The organism is Vibrio sp. CB1-14, assembly GCF_040412085.2.
Taxonomy (GTDB): Bacteria; Pseudomonadota; Gammaproteobacteria; order Enterobacterales; family Vibrionaceae; genus Vibrio; species Vibrio chaetopteri.
In genome coordinates this window covers 1,377,711-1,393,832 of the sequence record NZ_CP115921.1, presented here as the reverse complement: position 1 = coordinate 1,393,832, position 16,122 = coordinate 1,377,711, and the positions used below count along the sequence as shown (strand labels likewise).

The following is a 16,122-nucleotide window of genomic DNA, read 5'->3' as shown; positions in this document are numbered from 1 at the left end:
TACCCGTGGATTCCAATGTGAGACAAAAAGCACTCAATCCGCAATAATTAAAACCAGTTCGACTGCCCTTAATTATTACTTTGGCTGGTGCCCGGTCTTTGTCGCGAATTTTTGCATCGCCTCGGCAAAGGTGGTTGTTCCGCCCTTGGCTTGAACCTGCATTACTTTAAACCCCATTTTTTCCAGCGCTTCACGCTCCGCCATAACCACTTTGTCGTCTTGCTGACTGCCTTTGGCTGGCTGATGAATGTAACACCCCTCTAGTGGGACGTCTTCGACAAGTTGGTGGTGTTTCAATGCATTGATATCAAAATTCATAGTCACTCTTTCTATTTAAATAAATGGTATTTCTTCGGTAGGTTACATGCGTTTTAAGGACTTAACCAGACTATCCAGCCCTTCAATCTTTTACGCTAAGCAGAGTTTCAATAAGTCACCCAGTTCACTATTAGGGAAGCCTTTTTATCAAACCATCTTCCTTCAATATATTCGTCATCCTCATAAAAGTAAGGCTCTCTTACCGCGTGTAGATATCTGAAAATCATCGACCAAGTGACTGTCAGCTTTGCAACGCGCTGAATGAGACTCCCTTTTGCAAGGGAATGACTTGAAACACGGAAAGAAGCAAATTCGTATTACATGCCTCGGTCAGTACTGCTCTGGACAAAAGCCTGTCAGTTACATTACTAAATTAGGATATAACGGATTAGCTAAAGTATGGGAAAGGCCACGTTTTTCTTAGGGCACTTGGATAATGATAACCCCTTGCTACACTGTAAAAATTGAAAGGATTTCCTTACTTTAAGGCTAGGAGCTACAAATGCAGCGCAAACAGAGAAAAAAAATCTCTATTCGAATAACGGTAAGTGGGATGTTTATCATCGCTACATTTCTCACCGGATCGGTTGCTATTTTCCTTCAATATCACTTTGCCAAAGAGCTTTCAAAAGAACATATTTTCTCACGATACAATCGCACCGCTGCGACGATAACTGAGTATATTAATAAACTTGATTACGATGCCTCATACACCGCCAAGCTGTTTGCTAAGATCTCCGAACAACATTTTGAAGCAACAAATGATATTTTTCCGCTAGCTGAGTTATTTGCTGAAGCCCTTCGCGCCAACAACAATCTGTACAGTATTTATGTTGCAAATGAGAAAGATGAGTTTTTCCAACTGGTCAATCTCGATGCCTCTATATTAATTCGCGATAAAACCGATGCGATTGCTCAAGATCGTTGGGCAATGGTGACACACCTTTATGATGAGGCCGGGAATCGCATTAAGAAGTCCTATTTTTAAATGATGATTTTACGATTCGTGATACAAAAGTGGAGCCAAGTAATTATTACCCAACAAAGCGTCCTTGGTACAAAGTTCAAAACAACGAGACACCGACCAAAACGGAACCGTATTTGTTCCATAACTGGCAAGTGACAGGACAAACTTATTCTTTACCCATAGAAGGTCGAAAGGCGGTAATAGGTGTTGACATTGTTCTCTCATCTCTGGCAGCAAATTTCTCCGAAAACATTAAAGTGAATAATAAAGATGAAGCGGCAGAAGTGTATCTATACTCTGAAAATGGAGAAATTGTCGCATCAAATCAAATCTTGGAAGCAGAAACCATCATCCCGAGTTCAAAACCATTCGCGCTAACGGACAAGCAGCGTCAACTGATTGAGTCTACCCAACCGCTTAAGGTTTCAAACGAGAACGATTGGGCGCCCATTGATTTTACTTTGGCCGGTGAACCAAAAGGTTATGTAATTGATTTATTAGACATAATTGCTAACGATACTGGCCTGGAATTTGAATATATCAACGGCCGCAGTTGGGAAGAACTGGTCTCTGATTATCAAAATGGATCGATTGATATCTTGCACTCCATACAAAAAAACAGTAGCACGCAAGACGTCGGTGTATTTACTGAACCACTTTACCAATTACCATTTAGCTTAGTGACACAAGCCAACACAAAAACGATCGAGTATTTTGAAAGTTTGTCCGGGAAAAAAGTGGGCATGTTAGCTGGCTGGTCCATTATTCCTGATCTGAATCGCGCTTTCCCTAATGTACAAATTATGACGTTTCCTTCGCTTCACCTCGCCTTTGATGCCCTAAAAAATGGAGATGTTGATGCAGTATTGGAAAGCGATGCTATTGTTAAGCATAAAGCCGCACAGTCATTCGACTATAATTTGCAAGTGCATCCACCTTTGCGCGATGTTAATCAGCAATTTTCTAATCAGTTCTATATGGTCTTAAAACAAGCGGATGCGGCTCTGCTGCCTATTCTCAATCAAGCAATTACCAATATCTCAACTGAGCAACGAACTGCGCTAAGTCAAAAATGGTTAGAAGCAGAGTTTGGCAAGCCAAGTGCGGCGTTCTCTGCAATGGTTCCATATAAAAAGCTGATACAAGTAGCGGATGATAAAAGCGAGTTAGACAAGCTCATCTATGCCGAAATTGGTGGAAAACCGCAATATCTCTTTGTCACAACGGTCGGTAGCGCGAGTGGTATCCAAGAATACTTTGCTGTGGTTGTATCAGAGGAAATTGTTCTCAACCGAGTAAAAGACCGTGTGCAAACGTCTATCGCAATTACAGCAGGTATTATGTTGCTATTGTTGCCGTTAGCCTGGGTATTTGGAAGTCCAATTGTCCGTCCAATAAATTTGTTACGCGAGGAAACGTTGAAAATTCAAGCAAGGCAGTATGATCAACTTAAACTGATTGACTCTCCGATCAAAGAGATTTGGGATCTTTCAACCGCAGTTCATGATTTGGGCTTCAAGATACAGGCTCATGAGAAAACTCAACAAGATTTAATCGAGGCGATCATTAAACTTATTGCGGAAGCGATCGATGACAAGTCGCCGTATACTGCCGGACACTGTAATCGAGTTCCTGAGCTTGGAATCATGCTCGCTGAAGCAGTTGAAGCTTGTGATAATGGCAAGTTTAAAACCTTTAAATTCGCGAATGATGATGAACGCAGAGAGTTTAGAATTGCCGCATGGTTACATGATTGTGGAAAAATCACGACCCCTGAGCACATTATCGATAAAGGGAGCAAGCTAGAAGCGAACTATAACCGAATTCATGAGGTTAGAATGCGGTTTGAAGTATTGTGGAGAGATGCTGAGATTGATATGTTGAAACAGTTAATGCAATCACCAGATGACGAACTTCAGTTACGTCAAAAACTCGCTGTACTACAACAAGCGCTAAAAGATGACTTTGAGTTTATCGCAACTGCAAATGTTGGCGGTGAGTTTATGGATGATGAAAAGATAGAGCGTATTAAGCAGATTGCCGAACAGACTTGGACGCGTCAGTTTGATGATAGACTGGGTCTATCCCCTCAAGAAGAGTTAGCGATTACCCAGCCCTCAACGCCAGTTCCAACCAAAGAAAAACTGCTTCAAGATAGGGACGATCATATAACGCCTCGTACGGGTCCACGAGAGTATGATCCCGCGTTGAATATCAATGTGAAAGTACCAGAGCATCAGTATAACTTGGGTGAAGTTTATAACCTAACGATTCGCCGTGGCACGCTGACAGAAGAAGATCGCTTTAAAATCAATGAACATACGATAAGCGGCATTAAAATGCTCGAAAGATTGCCTTTCCCGTCAGAACTAAGTCGTGTTCCAAGATATGCATCAACCCACCACGAAACACTCAAAGGAACGGGCTACCCGAGAAAATTAACAGGTGACGACCTCTCAATTCCTGAGCGTATTTTGGTTATTGCAGATATTTTTGAAGCCTTGACTGCTTCAGACAGACCATACAAAAAAGCCAAACCTATCAGTGTTGCAGTTGACATCATGTATAGAATGGCACTGGATGATCATTTTGACATGGACTTGTTTAAGCTCTTTTTATCTAGCGGGATCTATCTCAGATACGCGGAAACGTATCTGCCAGAAAGCCAAATTGATGAAGTGGAACTGAGTAAATATATACATCAGCACTCATAAAAAAGCACAGCCTTATATTAAGGTATACTTAAACGTCACTTTCTGAATTAGATAGAAACAAGTTAAAGAATGCGGGTTCCATCGATGGCCTCAAAATAATCTGCATCCTCAGAAGTGATGAAGCTCATTATTTCGGATTCAAATGTGGCCAGCCATCGCTCTCTCATCTCCTGTAATGCAAGCTCGTGGACGTCTTCGCCTTCGTGCACATCGCCAACAAGGTCAATATTGTCGTATTTGGAGATAAAGGAATGTGGCACGATTCCTTCTGGGTAGAGACAGAAACTAGACTGAGGGGTTCGAGTGTTCATTAAATTAGCTAGCTCTTTGACTGCGAGTGAGTCTGCTCCGCCAACGTTCTCGACTCCTATTATTTGAATTCTAGTGTTCAGGCTTGTTATTGATTCAAGGGCTAATAGCGTGCGTTCACCAAATTGATCTACCGCAAAGATATGCTGCACTTCGAAATTACAATATCCAGCCCGGCCACTATTTCTCTCTAATTCGCACGCGTCTCCCCATCCAACATCTATCGTAGGAACCACAGCTGCTGCTCGTAGTACTTTTACTGCATCTCTACCGATTTTGCCAACCACTGAGAGCATTCCAGCTTCTATCGTTTGCCAAATAGTAGACATATCCAATGCGCTGACATCAGCTAAACCTAAAAGAGCACTTTCCAGAACTGATAACTCTTCATTTAATGTTAGTAATAATTCTTCATCGTTGGTGTTACTGGAATATGTGCCCGGAATAGCCAAGAAAGGCGATAGAATAATTGATTTGTCGAACAAACCATCGCCAATGAGTGTTGCTTTAGTGGCTATAGCTCCACCGACACTTAACCCAACAATTATCTTATCTGGGCCAGGCGCATTTTCAGCAAGTTCGACCATATCCTTAGCAAACTCTTCGTAAACCTCTGATTCTTTGGCTAAAAGGCTGCCTTCTTTGTCGGTGTATTTGGTTCCAAAATCGATGCCATGAGCGGGTAATAAAGGTAAAACGACATAGTATCCCTCTTGCATCAACTACTCAGCCCAATCAAGAAACTGCTGGTTACATGCGGTAAATCCATGCAGCATAATGACTGTGCCTCTGGTGTGCATAGCATCTGTGGGTTGCAATATTTTGGGTGTGCAACTTTCTTGTATTATCTCTTCTCCGAGAGGGTTGTACTTTGCGCTAATAGACTGAAAAAATGTCATAAAATTAGAAATGTCTGTTCTTGTTTCTGGGTCAGAGTTATCTCGGCAAGATACAAGAGCAAATGCAGACAGAATCACCACTAAGACGATGCTCAGTTTAGTACTCATAGCGTTATATCCTTCGAAACGAATAGCTTGAGTATAGACAGAGAAGTGTGCATGCGTAAGTCGAGTATTACATCGCTCCGATTGGTCAGAGATTATATGCTCTAACGCCAAAAGGGGAAAACTGAGTCAGCCTCGCGGTCTGACTCTTTCAATAGAAGAAAGACTTATTTTGGGAGAAACTAAGGGGGGGGGTTAGCAGATTACTTCCAGTTGATGAAGTCTCAATGCTTCGATACCAAAATTCATAGTAAGTCTTTTATTTAAGTCTGTGGCAAATTACATTCGCTTTAGGGGCTTTATGACACTATCTAGCCCTTCAATTTTCATCTCAAGGGCCAACGCCATCAAAAGCCCCAGCTCCCCTTCCGGAAAACCCTGCTTTCGAAACCAAAGCAAATACTCTTCCGGTAGGTCGATGAGTACTCGCCCGGCGTACTTACCGAAAGGCATTTGCATACGGGCTAGTTTTATTAAGTTTTCTTTCTGAAGCATTTCGGTTACCGTTTTCTCTTTGCGTAATAGTCTGTCTAAAAAAGGATTAGCCGTAAAAAATAGCCAGCCAAATCGTGACGGCATCAGCAGAGGTGGATTTAACGCGGTGTTTGATGTGCGCGGGAATATTCACGTAGTCACCAACATTTAGGGTCAGCATAGCACCATCATGATACTCAATGATCCCCTGACCTTGCATCACCATGACCCATTCGCTTTGCTCTTGATCGTACCAGTCTCCTTCTGGGGTAAAATGCCCATCAGAAAGAATGCGCTCTATTCTCAGGTTGTCAGTGGTGAGGAGATCCTCGAATATCTCTTCGGGTAGTTGAGATGGAATTTGGCTGAACATGTTTCCGGCCTGCATGTTTTACTCCTGGCACATCACCTCGTTCTGTGATGTCAAAATCTGAGTTGGAATTGGAATAGTATACTTGAAGAAGAACAAATTCTCATTGAACCTGACAGGATGACTCGCCGCCACATTCATACCTGTATCCAGCGGATTAAACAGCAAAACTCTCATAATTTTGTAACCAAGCTAAAAGTTGGAACACTTAATGCAAGATGTATCACAGTTTTAGTTTGATAGCCGTCATTTGAAGACGCTAAGTACATTTCAAGGAGAGAAATATGATGTTGGAAACCTTTGTAGAGTCTATCGAAGCTCATACCGCACTGGACGACATTAGCGTTCGTTCTGTTTTTGGAGGAAAAGGGGTGCTCTCTGGTGGGATCATGTTTGCACTAATAAAGGGCGACGATATCTACCTTAGGGCAAGCAGTTCAAGTTTGAAGGAAGAGTTTAAGGCGCTAGGGTGCACACCTTATGAGTTTAACTGGCGGGCGCATTCACGTAACTACCCTAGTCTATCGAACTACTACTCACTGCCAGAAACCGTCGCGCACAGTCAAAAGCAAGTAGCGACTCTATGCGAAGAAGTCTGGAGCGCGGGACTTAAAGAGAAAGTACGCAAAGAGACTCCAACGCGAATCAAAGACCTTCCAAACATGCAGTACAAAACCGAGCGTATGCTTCGCAAAGCAGGAATTCATTCTATTGACGAGCTAAGAGAGCGCGGTCCAGTCAATGCCTTCAAGGCAGTGTGTATCAGTCAAGACAAACACCCTGGAGTTAACCTACTATTTTGCATAGCTGGAGCATTAGAAGGTATTCATTGGACTATTCTACCTGAACCACAGCGCCAAACATTGACCCACCAAGCAGGCTGCGATTACGCAACACATTAATCAAATAAAAACGCCCTGCTGTTTTCACAGCAGGGCAAACATCAATACAATGTTGGATGTGTGTGGTTAATTGAAGTGGACAGAACAACTAAACACAGGTTTCATTAAATCACCCTAACCCGCGTGTTGGTAGCGAAGATGTTTATCAAACCGTTTCGAGCTAGTGTAAAACCGTGAAGCATTGTTTCCAAATGTGGCTGAGAGGGTAAGTTTCATTCAATTGGGCATTTTTCAAACAAAACACCCGCATTCCATCGCACCATTTTTACCTCAACGCCCAGAGTTAGTTCCTTTGCTCTAATAGACAACCTTAATTCTAATCTCCGCCTTATTCAGCTCCAAAATAGCCAACGCTCAAGTTTTATACACCAATTCATATAGCTATCAATAAGACCTTCATACTTCCAATATTCACTATGGTTGCCATTTTTTCCCTAGTGACCCAACACGCAACACACTATAGACTCCGCGCCCAAACTTCTTACATACACCCTATGAGAACAAATCATGAATCAAGTATTCAACTCAGCGCACATGACTAAAACGCTTATGCTAACGCTCTGGATCGTAGCTGGCACTGTTATCCTTCAGAAACTAGGTATCCACGACAAATGGCCTGCTTTCCTAGCGCTTATTTTCTTCTTTGAAGCGAAGTTCGACCTATCTAAGCTAAAGAACATCTTTGCAGCGGGTATCGTTGGTATCGCAATGGGTATGTTGATCCCAGCAACACTTGGTGCGCTAGCTCCAGTCGTTGGTGGTGAGAACGCATTCTACATCTACGTTGCTGGTGTAGTACTTGTCACTATCGGCATGGGTCCTATCGCTCACTTTGCATTCAGCTACATCACATTCGCGTACGTAGTAATGTGTATTCTTCACAAAGATCACGTTGTTGAGCACGGTTTCTCTTGGATGGCTGTAGCACTTCTTGGTGGTGCGATGTACATTGCTGGTGTTACTGCTATCGCTAAGTTTCTTGAAAAGCGTGCCCTAACAGCACAACAAGCTTAATTACGCAATTAAGCAACAGCGGCTAAATAGAAACTACTACGCACAAATAACAAAACCCCGCAAAGCGAACGCAATTGCGGGGTTTTATTTGTTAATTTAGTTGGTATTAAAATCTAAAGAACGCGTTCCACTTCACCTGTCGCTAGTTCAAAGCCTTCTTCTTCCTCAACCCAACACTCGACCATCTGACCTTCTAATTCAAGCTTGTCACAATCTTCAAGAACACCAAAACGTCCGTTGGTTAGCATTACGACTACATCCATGTCTATCTCCTGATACTCCGGTCTGTTTAACTACTACATTAGCGACTCAATCGGTAACGATCAACCCTTTAAGACTAAAGTATAATTTCCATTATCAACTTTGAGACGCTCTAAATTATTGCTGACAATTCTATGATTTACTAAATAATATCAACGGGTATTCGTCGTCTTCCGAAGGGTTTGGAATTCACGGCGAAACGCCCGGCAATTTGAGTATCGCAATGACTACACCGACCCGTTTCAGTAAGCGCCCAAGTTCCTAACTCAAACCAATTCCGACTCAGCACTTTATGACCGCAGTTTGGGCAATAGGTGCTACTGCACTGTTCATTATGGACATTACCGACATATACGTAATTTAGCCCATTTCGCAAAGCTATATGTCTCGCCATGACAAGCGTGTTCGAAGGTGTCCGAGGCGTTTCCATCATTTTAAAATCAGGATGAAAAGCGCTGAAATGAAGTGGAACATCGCCCCCTAAATGCTCGACAACCCACTGAGTCATTTGATCTATTTCGCGCTCACTATCATTTTCGCCAGGGATCAATAGCGTCGTCAGTTCAAACCACACAGATGTCTCTTGATGCAAATATTTGAGTGTGTCCAAAACAGGTGCGAGCGCTCCACCACAAACCTTTTTGTAGAAACGTTCTGAAAACGCTTTTAGATCAATATTAGCCGCATCTATCACTGAGAAAAATTGCTCTCTCGGCTTTTCATTGATATACCCAGCAGACACGGCAACGGTGTGGATATTCACTTCGCGACACACCATAGCGGTTTCGACCGCGTATTCTAAAAAAATAACCGGGTCGTTGTAGGTGAACGCAATACTGTCGCAATGATGAACGTTAGCGGTGTTTGCAATCTGTTGAGGAGTTGCTCGCCGACTCAATGACTCCATTTGACGAGATTTACTAATATTCCAATTTTGACAAAACTTACAACCGAGGTTGCATCCAGCGGTACCAAAAGAGAGCACTGAGCTACCGGGATAAAAATGATTGAGTGGTTTCTTTTCAATCGGGTCAATACAAAATCCGCTGGAGCGGCCATAGGTTGTGAGTACAATTTCACCTTGATGTGCCTGACGTACAAAGCAAGCACCGCGCTTTCCTTCTCTTAAAGAGCAGTAACGCGGACACAAAGTACAACGAATACGGCCATCTGGTAACGGCTGCCAATACTCTGTCGGGTACATGCTACCTACTGACCCCATCTCACACCTTGACCATCACATTGCTATTTCAGCCTGCACCTAGGCTCCACAAAATCTATACTCATTAGAGTATAGATTAGCCCTACAGGGATTATGGAGGCGACATGGAAGTGCGACCAACCGCTGTCGCGGGTCGATTTTACTTTGCCGATGCCAATCAGCTGCATCAACACCTCACGCAGTTGCTATCCCTTTATAACGAGGTCGCAAAACTCGATGACAACCATCCGTTGTCAGGGCTGATTGTTCCGCATGCAGGGTTTATCTTCTCGGGTTCTACCGCAGCTGCGGCTTATAGCCTACTAAAGGATACGAAAAATCAATTTAAACGAGTACTCTTAGTGGGTCCAAATCATCGTGTCGCCTTCCATGGTTGTGCGCTACCGAAACATCGCAGCTTTTCTACTCCACTTGGCAATATACCTCTCGACACTAGGGCGATCGAACACCTGGTCAACGACCCTCACTGTCACTACAATGATCATGCCCACGCTGAGGAGCACTGCCTCGAGGTGCAACTACCTTTTTTGCAGCATTGCTTGTCCGATTTTGAGTTGATTCCTTTGCTAACTGGCACGGTAGATCCCATCGATGTCGCTCACCTAATCGAACCTTACTGGGACGATACAACACTCCTTGTCATTAGCTCGGATCTCAGCCATTTCCATCCTTACGAAGAGTGTGACGACATTGATACTAAAAGCTGTAACAAAATAGAAGCTGGTAAACCGCTAACAAGTAAAGAAGCCTGCGGCTATCTTGGAATCAATGCAGCAAATAAGCTCATAAAACAACAACGATGCCAATTAAAACGACTGTCTCGCACCAATTCAGGAGACAGCCCTCATGGCGATAGAAACAAGGTGGTAGGTTATGTCAGCTACGCAATATCAAGATAAAACGCTAACCAATCAGGAACTATCAAAGCTACTCGATATGGTTGAAGTCACCGTGAGCTGTTATTTGGCGGAAAAGCCTTTACCTAAAGTGCGACTTGACGACTATCCAAAAGCCATAGCAGAAAAAGGCGCGTGCTTTGTCAGTCTACATGTCGATGGCCAGCTTCAAGGCTGCATTGGAACCACAGTCCCTAAAGTACCATTAGTTCTAGAGGTGATGCGCAAAGCTTGGGCGAGTTGCTGTCAGGATAAACGGTTTCTACCACTGCAAAAATCGCAAGTCGATGGTTTGGAGATCGAAATATCGGTTCTGACGGAGCCTAAATCCCTCGATGTTGTTTCTGAATCCGCACTCATTGCTTATCTTACCAATAACAAATGTGGACTGACGTTGTCTGATGAAAAAAAAGCCGCACTGTTTCTTCCTCAGGTTTGGGAGCAGCTACCAAGTCCTATTCATTTTCTTCAGCACCTCAAACAAAAAGCTGGCTGGCACCCTACCTATTGGCCAGAAGATATGACGGTAAAAGTATTCGACGTTCAAAAATTGAGCCGTAAGTACCGGAGAATGTAGACGATCTTACTGATTTTCTCGCCGTACTTTCAATCTGTGTGCTATTTAAATCTTTGGTGGTATGATTCGCGCTCACAACAGGAGTTGAGTGAGCTTTTTAAACTGGTACAGCGAACAGTGGATGTCGCGGTTGCCACACCATGAGAGTACCTATGCTTGAAGATCTCGTTGTTGTTGTCGATAAATTTGGAAACCCAATTGGAACCGAAGATAAGTTAGATGCACACCGAATGGGCTTTCGTCACCTAGCCTTTTCAGTCATGCTGTATCGCTATCGTGATGGTGAACTTGAGTTCCTAATGCAAAAACGTGCGTCAAACAAGTATCACAGTGGTGGACTTTGGAGCAACACCTGCTGCTCTCACCCTAGACCCGACGAAGACATCATTCATGCCTCAAAACGTCGCCTAGAAGAAGAGCTCGGTATCCGAGACGCTTTAACATTTACCGATATCGGTACTATTAGCTATCTTGCCAAGTTCGACAATGGCCTTACAGAAAACGAGTTGGATCATATTGTGATTGCACAAAGCAGCGATGTCACATTAGATATCAACCCCCGCGAGGCAGAAACGTGTGAATGGCAAACGATCAGTGCGATTGAACAGGGAATAATCGCTCAGCCGCAAGCCTATACCGCCTGGTTTAAACTGGTCTTAAATAAAGTCACAGCGCATCTCAACGACTGATCATTGCACATCACTCATCTAGAGAATCGGCACTAACTCGCAAATTTTAGTGTCGATTCGCCGCTTCAATTTACAATGTAAAACAAGAACACAATTGGCTTTCAAGACAAGCGCTGTACAGCTTTAATCTTGTTTGGTGACAAATAGCTGCTCACAACGCAATAACCCCAATATCTGCCTTATTTTGCACCAAGTTGAAACATCAATAAATCTCAAGCACAACAAACGTGCATCCTGTCATACTTCATCCCTAAATTGGTGCAATCACACCGTCAACAACTAAGCTCTTCATTGATATTCAACACGTTAGCCTCTGGCGTGTTTCTTGAAAGGTAAAAGACTAGACCTACTCTAATTGCACAATTTCAGGGAGAAATAAGATGCAAGACGTTCTTACCATCGTCCTCGCGGGCGGCATGGGCTCACGGTTAAGCCCCCTAACCGATGACAGAGCCAAGCCAGCAGTTCCTTTTGGCGGAAAATATCGGATCATCGACTTCACGCTAACCAACTGTTTGCATTCAGGCCTTCGTCAAATATTGGTTCTGACCCAGTACAAATCCCATTCTTTACATAAACATATCCGTGATGGTTGGTCCATCTTCAACCCAGAACTCAAAGAATACATTACTGTGGTCCCCCCACAGATGAGAAAGGGAGGAGCTTGGTACGAAGGAACTGCGGACGCGATTTATCACAATATGTGGCTGCTGTCGCGAAGTGAAGCCAAGCATGTGGTGGTTTTGTCCGGCGACCACATCTATCGCATGGACTACGAAGCCATGGTCCAGGAACACAAACAAAGTGGTGCTAAACTCACTGTGGCCTGCATGGACGTCCCTCGAGAAGAAGCAACGGCCTTTGGTGTTATGGCCACCAACGAGCAAAAGCAAGTCACCGACTTTTACGAAAAACCGAGCGATCCTGCCTCAATGCCAGACGATCCAAATCGTTCTTTGGTTTCTATGGGGATTTATGTGTTTGAAATGGAAGCGCTGCAACAAGCACTGGAGCAAGATGCGGAGCTCGACAGTTCAAGTCACGACTTTGGTAAGGACATCATACCTAAACTTATCGACTCGCAAGGAGTCTACGCATACAACTTTGGTGATGACAAGGGTCGTGTAGCGCGTGATTGTTACTGGCGTGATGTCGGCACCATTGATTCTTTTTATGAAGCAAATATGGATTTGCTAGAGCCCGTTCCTCCCATGAACTTATATCAAGAAAACTGGGGAATTCGCACCTACGAGCCTCAGCTTCCACCAGCGCGCACTGTACCTTCGGCGACGGGTAACGAAGGTATTTTTATTAACTCTATTATCGCCAATGGCGTGGTGAACTCCGGAGGCTCTGTACACCATTCCATTTTGTCATCCAATGTACGTATCAATGATGGCGCAACCATTGCCGATAGCATCTTGTTTGGTGAAGTGACGGTGGGGGAAGGCTGTCAGTTGGTCAACTGTATCGTCGATAAGCACGTCAATATTCCTGATGGCACAGTGATCGGCGTGAACCCGAAAGAAGACGCTCGACGCTTTCATATTTCAGAGAAAGGCATTGTAGTGATCCCTGAAGGCTATGTTTTTGAATAGTTAAGCTATTGTTTCTCCTTGAATAATACCCAATTAAAAAATACAGAAAAGCCGCTCTCCCCCGAGCGGCTTTTGTTCATGGGTGTTCGTTACTCTCGTGTATTAGATAACACACACTTTTTCCCAGCTTCCATCACTTCCCGGTACCGAATTCGTCCACCACTTCGCTTTATATACGACACCTTGATAGCTCATCTTATCACCACCGCTGGCGTGACTTGGCTTGCCTTCCCAATCAAGGTTAGGGAAATTCGGGTACTCGTTTACGCCTGTAAGACTACAAGTATCACTACCCCCACCGCCTGTACCACCACCGTTACCGCCACCTGCATTTAGGTCTGCAAGCGGAAGATTAGGCTGCTCAAATGCGAACGCGTAATCTAAGCCATTTACATTCACGGTGTAATTAGCAGGCCCAGAAATTGGCAAGTAATACACCATATCCAGCTCGTAAGTGGCACCAGCCGCTAAGTTCTTCCAACTTGGTAAACTGAACGCTACTCGATGCATTGGTCCATCAAGACCACCAATATTGTTCGCTCTCGTGTGGCCCGAAGCAATCACCTTCAAACCACCACCCGATTGGTCTTTCGCATTATCTGGCGCAGAAACAGGAATATCAAACTGGAACTCAGTACCACCAGGAAGATCGCTGCCCGTGTTGTTGGTAAAGGTCACTTTCGGATTAATTGGATAGTTTTGGTCACCGACTTTGAAACCACTGATGGAAACCGTGATATCCACCGCTTTTTCAGGCACCCCTCCTGTAGCAACTTTGTTGCCATAAGGCGTAGCACTCAAGAACTTGTCGTACATGGCCTTGGTCATGCTGTTACCCATATGGTACTCACCATTACCCGTCGCACACGCACTCTCCGTTAAATCAACTGCACCACGGTTACCATTAGCATCAAGGACGTAGCAGTTATAGTCACCCGCTAACTCCCAAAACATAATGCCACCAATCTCCTTGTCGATGACGTACTGCGCTTTGGTATTGATAGAATCGACATCTTCAGTGGAAAGGAAGACATTTTTCTCTGCATTCCATAACCAAGGAGCCACTGCAACACTGTCGTAGTTACGCGTATAGGTACCAACAAACTTATCGGTAGGATCATTCACTGGATCTAGGCCATACGCCTCGGCGTAAGAGCCCCAAATACCCTTTTCAAGGTTTTTGGCATGCCACATTGGGTTAGAGCCTGCGCCCATCTCATTGCCATTGGCATCTTTGTCATGCCACATGTTATCGATACCCAGCGCACCATAGCCACAGTTGTTCTTCTCACCTTCACCCGTGCCCGCTGGACATTCTGATTGACTTGGTAACGGTGCCCTACCCCATAAGCCATTGGTACCACCGGTAACGTTCTGCCATCCACGAGTGTAATAAGGAACACCAATATTGATTCGACCTGCTGGCATCGAGCCGCGGAAGTAATGATACGCCCAATCCGTATTCAGATAACCAATCCCACCATAAGCGGCAGTGCCATAAACATTCCACATCGCAAGTTCAGAATCTTTGCCCGTATCATAGAGCGCTGCGTTGTGACCCACGTGGTCGTTCCAGGCACCGTGCAAATCGTAGGTCATGATATTAACGTAATCGAGGTACTGATTAACGGACATGGTTTCCATACCACGTAACAAGTAGCCCGACGAAGGTGCTGCGATCGTCAGCATGTAATGAACGCCATCTTGCGCACTCGCCGCATCAAGCTTCTCACGCAGCACCTTCATTAGGACTTCGTAAGACTTCCACAAATGCGGGCGCCTGGACTCGGCAAAGGCTTTATCATCTGGGTTACCCGCTCCTGACATTGAAGTTGGGTATTCGTAATCAATGTCTAAACCATCAAATTGATAGTTTCGCATCATTTCAACAGCAGAGCTGGCAAACGTCTCGATACCTTGGGTGTTTACAGATCCATCGGCGTTGGTCGTCATCGTATAAAAACCGCCATCGGCGATTCGTGTACCATCTGGAGCAAAGTGACCACCGGTCTCAGCCCAGCCACCAATTGAAATAAGCGTTTTTACACCGTGTTTCTTTTTAGCTGTCGCCAGTGCACCAAAGTGTCCTTTAAAGCCAAGAGCGGGATCGATTTCTACCCCAGACCATTCTTTATTAACTGCTACGTTGGTCGGATCGTTAACGTCACCAACATTAACCTGGCCATCAGAGCCTATACTGACAAATGCATAGTTGATATGAGTGAGCTGCTCCCAAGGTATGTCACTAACAAGATAGGCAGCCTGCGGGTCATCACCAGAACGCCAACTGGTGAAATAGCCAATCACTCGTCTTGGGTGATCGGCTCCCATGATCTCGCGCCCTTCTGCATCGTAAATCGTGCAGTAGGGAACTTGAACACCTGGGGTTTGATAGAGACCATCAGGTCGACAGTCAGGCTGCGTAGTAGTTGCAGCTGAAATTGGTGAGTAGATCGTAGCAGCGCAAATAACAGCCAGTAAACTCAGTTTACTGCCAGTATTCACCAGCTCCTTCTGAATAGAATTTTCCATTGGTTTATTTTCCATTAAGCAGTGTTTAACACTAGACATCCATACCCAACAAGCCCATTCACCTGAAGAATATATAGCTAGCGACCGATTGATAAATCACAAACACTTTAGTTACCAAGAAAATTAAGTGGGTGAAATTTGCGCTTATTGAGATTTTTAATAGGTTTTATTAAGAAATGCCTCGCAATAATTTGCTACTTAGATGTAAATGACTAGAACTTAATTTGCAGCAACAACCCAATTTTTCGATGGTGAAGAATGTTACATAACCTTTC

General features: G+C 44.2%; 14 protein-coding genes and 2 pseudogenes. 7 read left to right on the top strand and 9 right to left on the bottom strand.

Annotated features, from left to right (window positions below; all coding sequences use genetic code 11):
* Positions 1-75: 75 nt before the first annotated feature.
* Positions 76-318 carry a hypothetical protein gene (locus tag PG915_RS22065; RefSeq protein WP_353499127.1) on the bottom strand — a complete coding sequence of 81 codons (243 nt, stop codon included), beginning with the start codon at positions 316-318 and terminating at the stop codon, positions 76-78.
* 90 nt (positions 319-408) lie between these two features.
* A pseudogene (locus tag PG915_RS25130) lies at positions 409-476 on the bottom strand (putative quorum-sensing-regulated virulence factor); the annotation flags it as partial.
* A gap of 344 nt (positions 477-820) precedes the next feature.
* Here PG915_RS25130 and PG915_RS22055 point away from each other — a divergent pair.
* Positions 821-3,999, top strand: a pseudogene (locus tag PG915_RS22055) (HD domain-containing phosphohydrolase).
* Positions 4,000-4,061: 62 nt separating this feature from the next.
* On the opposite strand, the gene PG915_RS22050 reads toward PG915_RS22055, so the two are convergent.
* The 4 genes from PG915_RS22050 to PG915_RS22035 all read right to left on the bottom strand — a co-directional run bounded on the left by PG915_RS22050 (position 4,062) and on the right by PG915_RS22035 (position 6,174).
* Entirely contained in the window at positions 4,062-5,027 is a 966-nt protein-coding gene (locus PG915_RS22050) for a hypothetical protein (protein ID WP_353499126.1), read from the bottom strand.
* A 3-nt stretch (positions 5,028-5,030) separates the two neighbouring features.
* A complete protein-coding gene (locus PG915_RS22045; RefSeq protein WP_353499125.1) occupies positions 5,031-5,315 on the bottom strand; it encodes a hypothetical protein in 285 nt (94 codons plus the stop codon).
* Positions 5,316-5,591: 276 nt separating this feature from the next.
* Entirely contained in the window at positions 5,592-5,807 is a 216-nt protein-coding gene (locus tag PG915_RS22040) for a DUF3820 family protein (protein ID WP_353499124.1), read from the bottom strand.
* Positions 5,808-5,853: 46 nt separating this feature from the next.
* The gene (locus PG915_RS22035; RefSeq protein ID WP_353499123.1) at positions 5,854-6,174 is read right to left on the bottom strand and encodes a cupin domain-containing protein; all 321 of its coding nucleotides are present in this window, start codon (positions 6,172-6,174) and stop codon (positions 5,854-5,856) included.
* A 266-nt stretch (positions 6,175-6,440) separates the two neighbouring features.
* Here PG915_RS22035 and PG915_RS22030 point away from each other — a divergent pair, with 266 nt between their 5' ends.
* Both PG915_RS22030 and PG915_RS22025 read left to right on the top strand, forming a co-directional pair.
* Positions 6,441-7,058, top strand: coding sequence for a TfoX/Sxy family DNA transformation protein (locus PG915_RS22030; RefSeq protein WP_353499122.1), 618 nt, complete (start codon positions 6,441-6,443; stop codon positions 7,056-7,058).
* Positions 7,059-7,565: 507 nt separating this feature from the next.
* The gene (locus PG915_RS22025) at positions 7,566-8,072 is read left to right on the top strand and encodes a hypothetical protein (protein ID WP_353499121.1); all 507 of its coding nucleotides are present in this window, start codon (positions 7,566-7,568) and stop codon (positions 8,070-8,072) included.
* Between the two features lie 113 nt (positions 8,073-8,185).
* Here the strand turns inward: PG915_RS22025 and PG915_RS22020 are convergent, their stop codons facing one another.
* Both PG915_RS22020 and amrS read right to left on the bottom strand, forming a co-directional pair.
* Complete coding sequence (locus PG915_RS22020) at positions 8,186-8,335, bottom strand: hypothetical protein (protein ID WP_239670984.1); 150 nt, start codon at positions 8,333-8,335, stop codon at positions 8,186-8,188.
* Positions 8,336-8,475: 140 nt separating this feature from the next.
* The gene (amrS, locus tag PG915_RS22015; RefSeq protein ID WP_353499120.1) at positions 8,476-9,537 is read right to left on the bottom strand and encodes an AmmeMemoRadiSam system radical SAM enzyme; all 1,062 of its coding nucleotides are present in this window, start codon (positions 9,535-9,537) and stop codon (positions 8,476-8,478) included.
* A gap of 122 nt (positions 9,538-9,659) precedes the next feature.
* Between amrS and amrB the strand changes: the two genes are divergently transcribed.
* The 4 genes from amrB to glgC all read left to right on the top strand — a co-directional run bounded on the left by amrB (position 9,660) and on the right by glgC (position 13,315).
* Positions 9,660-10,454, top strand: a complete 795-nt coding sequence (amrB, locus tag PG915_RS22010; RefSeq protein WP_353499119.1) for an AmmeMemoRadiSam system protein B — start codon at positions 9,660-9,662, stop codon at positions 10,452-10,454.
* Positions 10,429-11,028: an AmmeMemoRadiSam system protein A gene (amrA, locus tag PG915_RS22005; protein ID WP_353499118.1), complete on the top strand. Its 600-nt coding sequence runs from the start codon at positions 10,429-10,431 to the stop codon at positions 11,026-11,028. The genes amrB and amrA overlap by 26 nt, the downstream gene beginning before the upstream one ends.
* A gap of 152 nt (positions 11,029-11,180) precedes the next feature.
* Positions 11,181-11,717 (top strand): isopentenyl-diphosphate Delta-isomerase, encoded by a 537-nt coding sequence (idi, locus tag PG915_RS22000; protein ID WP_353499117.1) that lies wholly within the window; start codon positions 11,181-11,183, stop codon positions 11,715-11,717.
* Positions 11,718-12,097: 380 nt separating this feature from the next.
* On the top strand, positions 12,098-13,315 hold the full coding sequence (gene glgC, locus PG915_RS21995; protein WP_353499116.1) for a glucose-1-phosphate adenylyltransferase: 1,218 nt from the start codon (positions 12,098-12,100) through the stop codon (positions 13,313-13,315).
* Between the two features lie 102 nt (positions 13,316-13,417).
* Here glgC and PG915_RS21990 read toward each other — a convergent pair whose 3' ends face one another.
* A complete protein-coding gene (locus PG915_RS21990) occupies positions 13,418-15,820 on the bottom strand; it encodes a chitinase C-terminal domain-containing protein (RefSeq protein ID WP_353500189.1) in 2,403 nt (800 codons plus the stop codon).
* Positions 15,821-16,122: the final 302 nt, after the last annotated feature.

What these genes read in the sequence shown, in the direction of transcription:
- PG915_RS22065 (WP_353499127.1), bottom strand. Translation starts at nt 318, where the DNA reads ATGAATTTTGATATCAATGCATTGAAACACCACCAACTTGTCGAAGAC.
- PG915_RS22050 (WP_353499126.1), bottom strand. Translation starts at nt 5,027, where the DNA reads ATGCAAGAGGGATACTATGTCGTTTTACCTTTATTACCCGCTCATGGC.
- PG915_RS22045 (WP_353499125.1), bottom strand. Translation starts at nt 5,315, where the DNA reads ATGAGTACTAAACTGAGCATCGTCTTAGTGGTGATTCTGTCTGCATTT.
- PG915_RS22040 (WP_353499124.1), bottom strand. Translation starts at nt 5,807, where the DNA reads ATGCTTCAGAAAGAAAACTTAATAAAACTAGCCCGTATGCAAATGCCT.
- PG915_RS22035 (WP_353499123.1), bottom strand. Translation starts at nt 6,174, where the DNA reads ATGCAGGCCGGAAACATGTTCAGCCAAATTCCATCTCAACTACCCGAA.
- PG915_RS22030 (WP_353499122.1), top strand. Translation starts at nt 6,441, where the DNA reads ATGATGTTGGAAACCTTTGTAGAGTCTATCGAAGCTCATACCGCACTG.
- PG915_RS22025 (WP_353499121.1), top strand. Translation starts at nt 7,566, where the DNA reads ATGAATCAAGTATTCAACTCAGCGCACATGACTAAAACGCTTATGCTA.
- PG915_RS22020 (WP_239670984.1), bottom strand. Translation starts at nt 8,335, where the DNA reads ATGGATGTAGTCGTAATGCTAACCAACGGACGTTTTGGTGTTCTTGAA.
- amrS (WP_353499120.1), bottom strand. Translation starts at nt 9,537, where the DNA reads ATGTACCCGACAGAGTATTGGCAGCCGTTACCAGATGGCCGTATTCGT.
- amrB (WP_353499119.1), top strand. Translation starts at nt 9,660, where the DNA reads ATGGAAGTGCGACCAACCGCTGTCGCGGGTCGATTTTACTTTGCCGAT.
- amrA (WP_353499118.1), top strand. Translation starts at nt 10,429, where the DNA reads ATGTCAGCTACGCAATATCAAGATAAAACGCTAACCAATCAGGAACTA.
- idi (WP_353499117.1), top strand. Translation starts at nt 11,181, where the DNA reads ATGCTTGAAGATCTCGTTGTTGTTGTCGATAAATTTGGAAACCCAATT.
- glgC (WP_353499116.1), top strand. Translation starts at nt 12,098, where the DNA reads ATGCAAGACGTTCTTACCATCGTCCTCGCGGGCGGCATGGGCTCACGG.